Annotated in this window: 5 protein-coding genes; 4 read left to right on the forward strand and 1 reads right to left on the reverse strand. The window is 66.7% G+C overall.

Annotated features, from left to right (window positions below; genetic code table 11):
* The 3 genes from uvrA to Q0R13_RS04340 form a co-directional block, all read left to right on the forward strand.
* Positions 1 to 2,862: excinuclease ABC subunit UvrA (uvrA, locus tag Q0R13_RS04330; protein WP_293900022.1), on the forward strand; the 2,862-nt coding region annotated here is incomplete at its 5' end.
* Between the two features lie 112 nt (positions 2,863 to 2,974).
* On the forward strand, positions 2,975 to 3,280 hold the full coding sequence (locus Q0R13_RS04335) for an endonuclease domain-containing protein (RefSeq protein ID WP_293900024.1): 306 nt from the start codon (positions 2,975 to 2,977) through the stop codon (positions 3,278 to 3,280).
* Positions 3,281 to 3,362: 82 nt separating this feature from the next.
* The gene (locus Q0R13_RS04340) at positions 3,363 to 3,974 is read left to right on the forward strand and encodes a glutathione S-transferase family protein (RefSeq protein ID WP_293900027.1); all 612 of its coding nucleotides are present in this window, start codon (positions 3,363 to 3,365) and stop codon (positions 3,972 to 3,974) included.
* Between the two features lie 105 nt (positions 3,975 to 4,079).
* On the opposite strand, the gene Q0R13_RS04345 is transcribed toward Q0R13_RS04340, so the two are convergent.
* A complete protein-coding gene (locus tag Q0R13_RS04345; RefSeq protein WP_293900029.1) occupies positions 4,080 to 4,970 on the reverse strand; it encodes a hypothetical protein in 891 nt (296 codons plus the stop codon).
* Positions 4,971 to 5,091: 121 nt separating this feature from the next.
* Between Q0R13_RS04345 and trmFO the strand changes: the two genes are divergently transcribed.
* Positions 5,092 to 5,756: methylenetetrahydrofolate--tRNA-(uracil(54)-C(5))-methyltransferase (FADH(2)-oxidizing) TrmFO (trmFO, locus tag Q0R13_RS04350; protein ID WP_293900031.1), on the forward strand; the 665-nt coding region annotated here is incomplete at its 3' end.

Below are 5,756 nucleotides of genomic sequence, written 5' to 3' on the forward strand. Positions count from 1 at the left end.
CGCGAGCACAATCTGAAGAACGTCAGCGTCGACATCCCGCGCGGCGAACTCGTCGTGCTGACGGGGCTGTCGGGGTCCGGGAAGAGCTCGCTGGCCTTCGACACGATCTACGCCGAGGGCCAGCGGCGCTATGTCGAGAGCCTGTCGGCCTATGCGCGCCAGTTCCTGGAGCTGATGAGCAAGCCTGACGTGGACCTGATCGAAGGCCTGTCGCCGGCGATCTCCATCGAGCAGAAGACCACCAGCCGCAACCCACGCTCCACGGTCGGCACGGTGACCGAGATCCACGACTATATGCGCCTGCTCTGGGCGCGCGTCGGCACGCCCTATTCGCCGGCGACCGGACTGCCGATCGAGAGCCAGACGGTCTCGATGATGGTCGACAAGCTGAGCGCCCTGCCGGACGGGACGCGGCTCAACCTGCTGGCGCCCATCGTGCGCGGCCGCAAGGGCGAGTACCGCAAGGAATTCGCCGAGTGGCAGAAGGCCGGCTTCCAGAGGGTCAAGGTCAATGGCGAGCTGATGCTGATCGAGGACGCGCCGGTCCTCGACAAGAAGTTCAAGCACGACATCGACATCGTCGTGGACCGCATCGTCACCAAGCCCGGCCAGGAGGCGCGCTACGCCGACAGCCTGGAAACCGCGCTGAAGCTGGCCGACGGCATCGCTGTGGCCGAGTGGGCCGACTTGGCCGAGGGCGAGACCGAGCCCCGGCGAATGCTGTTCTCCGAGAAGTTCGCCTGTCCGGTTTCCGGCTTCACGATCAGCGAGATCGAGCCGCGGATGTTCTCGTTCAACAACCCCTATGGCGCCTGCCCGGTGTGCGATGGACTGGGCGCCAAGCTGGCCTTCGACGCCGACATGATCGTGCCGGACAAGGACAAGACCCTGCACAAGGGCGCCATCTCGCCCTGGGCCAAGGGCCCCTCGCCGCTCTACACCCAGACCCTGCAAGCGCTCAGCCGCCACTACGACTTCTCGATGGACGAGCCGTTCTGGAAGCTGCCGGAGGCGGCCAGGAAGGTGATTCTCTATGGGTCAGGGACCGAGAAGATCCGCTTCATCTATGACGACAACGCGCGGAAGTACGAGGTCAACAAGACCTTCGAAGGCGTGCTGCCGAACCTGGAGCGGCGCTGGCGCGAGACCGACAGCTCGTGGGTGCGCGAGGAACTGGGGCGCTACCAGTCCGAGACCCCCTGCACCGCCTGCGACGGCTATCGCCTGAAGCCGGAAAGCCTGGCGGTGAAGATCGCTGGCCAGCACATCGGCCAGGTCTCGCGGCTGGCCATCCGCCACGCCCAGGAATGGTTCGAGAGCCTCGAAGGCCAGCTCAGCGACAAGCAGCTGGAGATCGGCCGCCGGATCCTGAAGGAGATCAACGATCGCCTGCGGTTCCTGGTCAACGTCGGCCTCGACTATCTGAACCTGAGCCGCAACTCCGGCACCCTGAGCGGCGGAGAATCCCAGAGAATCCGCCTGGCCAGCCAGATCGGCAGCGGCCTGACCGGCGTGCTGTACGTGCTCGACGAACCGTCCATCGGCCTGCATCAGCGCGACAACGCCCGCCTGCTGGTCAGCCTCAAGGGCCTGCGCGACCTGGGCAATTCGGTGCTGGTGGTCGAGCATGACGAGGAGGCGATCCTGACCGCCGACTACGTCATCGACATGGGCCCGGCCGCCGGCATCCACGGTGGCGAGATCATCGCCCAGGGCAGCGCCGCCGACATCATGGCCGAGCCGCGCAGCATCACCGGGCAGTATCTCTCCGGCGTGCGCGAGATCGCCGTGCCGGAGGACCGCCGGCCGATCTCGAAGAAGAAGGTGCTGCGGTTGATCGGCGCCACCGGCAACAATCTGAAGGGGGTGACGGGCGAGATTCCGGTCGGGACCTTCACCTGCATCACCGGCGTCAGCGGCGGCGGCAAGTCGACCTTCACCATCGAGACGCTCTACAAGGCGGCCGCGCGCCGGCTCCACAACGCCTCGGACGCGCCGGCGCCGCACGAGCGGATCGAGGGGCTGGAGAACTTCGACAAGGTCATCGACATCGACCAGTCGCCGATCGGGCGCACGCCACGGTCCAACCCCGCGACCTATACCGGCGCATTCCAACCCATCCGCGACTGGTTCGCCGGCCTGCCGGAGAGCAAGGCCCGCGGCTACGGTCCCGGCCGGTTCAGCTTCAACGTCAAGGGGGGTCGCTGCGAGGCCTGCCAGGGCGACGGCCTGATCAAGATCGAGATGCACTTCCTGCCGGACGTCTACGTCACCTGCGATGTCTGCCACGGCAAGCGCTACAACCGCGAGACCCTGGAGGTCCTGTTCAAGGGCAAGTCGATCTCCGACGTTCTGGACATGACCGTCGAGGAGGCCGCCGAGTTCTTCAAGGCCGTGCCGGTGCTGCGCGAGAAGATGCAGACCCTGAAGCGCGTGGGCCTGGGCTACGTCCAGGTCGGCCAGTCCTCGACCACGCTCTCCGGCGGCGAAGCGCAGCGGGTCAAGCTATCGAAGGAGCTGTCGCGGCGGGCGACCGGCAAGACCCTCTACATCCTGGACGAGCCGACCACCGGCCTGCACTTCGAGGACGTCAAGAAACTGCTGGAGGTGCTCCACGAACTGGCCGACCAGGGCAATACCGTGGTGGTCATCGAGCACAACCTGGACGTGGTGAAGACCGCCGACTGGATCCTCGACTTCGGCCCCGAAGGCGGCGACGGGGGCGGCGAGATCGTGGCCCAGGGCTCGCCGGAAGACGTGGCCGCCAACCCGCGCAGCTGGACCGGCCGCTACCTGGCCGAACTGCTCCAACGCCACCGCGACCGCAGCGGCGCGCGCCGGAAGAAGCTGGTGGGGGCGTAGTCTTTTCCCTCCCCTTCATGGGGAGGGACAGGCCGCAAAGCGGCCAGGGTGGGGAGACCTGGGATTGCCCTAAACGGCCAAGGCCTACCGCGCCCGAGAGCTGCGCCGCGCGATGACCGAACCCGAAGTGATCCTATGGTCACGGCTGAAGGGACTGAGGGCGGAGGGCTTTCAGTTTCGCCGCCAAGCGCCCTTCCGGGGGTATTACCTCGACTTCGTCTGCTTTACGCAATGCTTGGTCATTGAGCTGGACGGCGGCCATCACGGAGACGACGCACAAGCCGCCCATGACGAGGTGCGGGACGGCGTGCTGGAATGTGAGGGCTTCCGCGTCCTCCGCTTCTGGAACAGCGCCGTTCGGCAGAATCTCGACAGCGTGATGTATTCGATCTTGATGGCGCTGGACGAGACGGCCTAGGTCTCCCCACCCGTCCCGCGCTGCGCGCGGTCCACCCTCCCCATGAAGGGGAGGGAAAAGAACACGTTAGGGAGACCCTTTCATGATCCTCTACGGCGCGCCGAATCCGGCGCCGAATCCGCGGCGTGTGCGCATCTTCCTGGCCGAGAAGGGGATCGAGCTTCCCGAGACGCCGGTGAACTTCATGAAGCGGGAGCACAAGAGTGAGGAGCATCGGGCGCGCAACTCGCTGGGGCAGGTTCCGACCCTGGTGCTTGACGATGGCACCGCGATCTCCGAGACGGTGGCCATCTGCCGCTACCTCGACGAGACCAATCCCGGCTCGCCGCTGTTCGGGACCACGCCCACCGAGCGGGCCCTGGTCGACATGTGGATCCGCCGCATCGAGTTCGTGATCATGAGCCCGGTCAGCATGTACTGGCGCCACGCCCACCGCCTGACCGCCGCCCTGATCGAGCAGCACAAGGACTTCGGCGAGTCCAACCGCGCCCACTACGCCAACGGCCTGAAGTGGCTGGACGGCGAGTTGGCCGCCAAGCCGTTCGTGGCCGGCGAGACCTATACGATGGCCGACATCTGCGCGCTTTCGACCGTCGATTTCGCCGCGTGGATCGGCCTGCCGATCCCGGACGAATTCGCCAACGTGAAGGCCTGGCACGCCCGCGTCACCGCGCGGCCCAGTTCGCAGGCCTAGAGCACGACAGCTTGAAGTGGATACCGGTTCAAGCGCCCGTCATGCTCTAAGCTATTGATTTACCGCCTTTCCGGTTCAAATGATTCCATTTGAACCGGAAAGGCTCTAGGGCGAGGCGGTGGCGGGCGCGCCGGGGACTTCCGAGGCGTTCGCCCCTCTGATCTGGCGGTAGGCGACGGCGAACGGTCCGTACAGCATCACCACCTGCAGGATCTGCATCAGGAACTGCATGATCAGGCTGGCGATGGCCGCGACGGCGGTCAGGGGGGTCAGTTTGCTGATGTCCTGCATGGCCTTCTCGCCGCCTGACAGCTCCACCAGGGCCAGGCCGATGACGAAGAACAATAGCCACACCATCACGTAGAAGACCACCGCCAGGACGATCATGCCCAGCAGCGACCAGGATCGGCCCTTGGACATCGCCCAGGCGTCGCCGAACGAGATTCGCCGCCGATCGAAGGTGAGCGGCGTCATGAGGCAAAGCCGGACCCCGACCCAGGACGCCGGCAACCCGACGATCACCGCCGGGGCCAGGACGTTGAGCGGCGCGCCGCTCTGGCTGAACACCTGGCCGACCAGCACCCCGGCGACCAGCGAGACCACGTAGAAGCCCACGAACACCAGGTTGACGGCCGCCAGCCGCAACTCGTCGCGCCCGAGCCGCAGGTGGGCGAAGCCGTGCTCTTCCGGCCGCAGCACGAGACGCAGCACCCCGCCGGTGATCACCGAGAACAGCACAATGGTCATCAGCAGGAGCAGGATGAAGGCCGGGCCCGACTGATACAGCAGCCCGCTGACCGCCTCGATGTCGTCGGCGGAGAAGCCGCCCTTCTTCACCACGGCGATGAACTGCGGGCCGAGCGTGATCATCATCGTCAGGGTGATCAGCAGCAGTCCGCCGAAGTAGACGAAACTCCACGCGAGCATGGCGGCCGGCCGCTCGCGGGTCAGGCGGAAGCCTTCCAGCGCGGCGTCACTCGGCGAAAAGCGGCTCATCCTCGTTCCCCGGCCCCCGCATCCGCGATTCGGCCTTTCTCTCCATGCCAAATTGCCTCGCCCGCGCGGCCACGCAAGGCCCCGCTCGCGATCCTTGGGCGGAGTTGCTAGTTAGCCACGCATGACGACGCGTTTATCTGCAATTGGCCCCATTCATGTGATCGGCGGCGGCCTGGCCGGGTCCGAGGCCGCCTGGCAGATCGCCCAGTCCGGCGTCCCCGTCGTGCTGCACGAGATGCGCCCGGTCCGCGGCACCGACGCGCACCAGACCGACCGGCTGGCCGAGCTGGTCTGCTCCAACTCGTTCCGCGCCGACGACTGGACCGGAAATGCGGTCGGCCTGCTGCATGCCGAGATGCGGGCCCTGGGCTCGATCATCATGTCGGCCGGCGACGCCCATCAGGTGCCCGCCGGCGGCGCCCTGGCCGTAGACCGCGACGGGTTCGCGCAGGCCGTCACCGCGCGGCTAGAGGCCCACCCGCTGGTCACCATCGCACGTGAGGAGGTCGCCGGCCTGCCGCCCGCCGACTGGGACAGCGTGATCGTGGCCACCGGCCCCCTCACCTCGCTGGCCCTGTCAGAGGCGATCCTGGGGCTGACCGGCGAGGGCCAGCTGTCGTTCTTCGACGCCATCGCCCCGATCATCCACTTCGAGTCGGTGAACATGGACGTGGCGTGGCGGCAGTCGCGCTACGACAAGGAAGGCCCGGGCGGCGACGCGGCGGCCTACATCAACTGCCCGATGGACCGCGACCAGTACGAGGCCTTCATCGACGCCCTGCTGGC

The organism is Phenylobacterium sp., from assembly GCF_025351295.1.
In the GTDB taxonomy this organism is placed as follows: domain Bacteria; phylum Pseudomonadota; class Alphaproteobacteria; order Caulobacterales; family Caulobacteraceae; genus Phenylobacterium.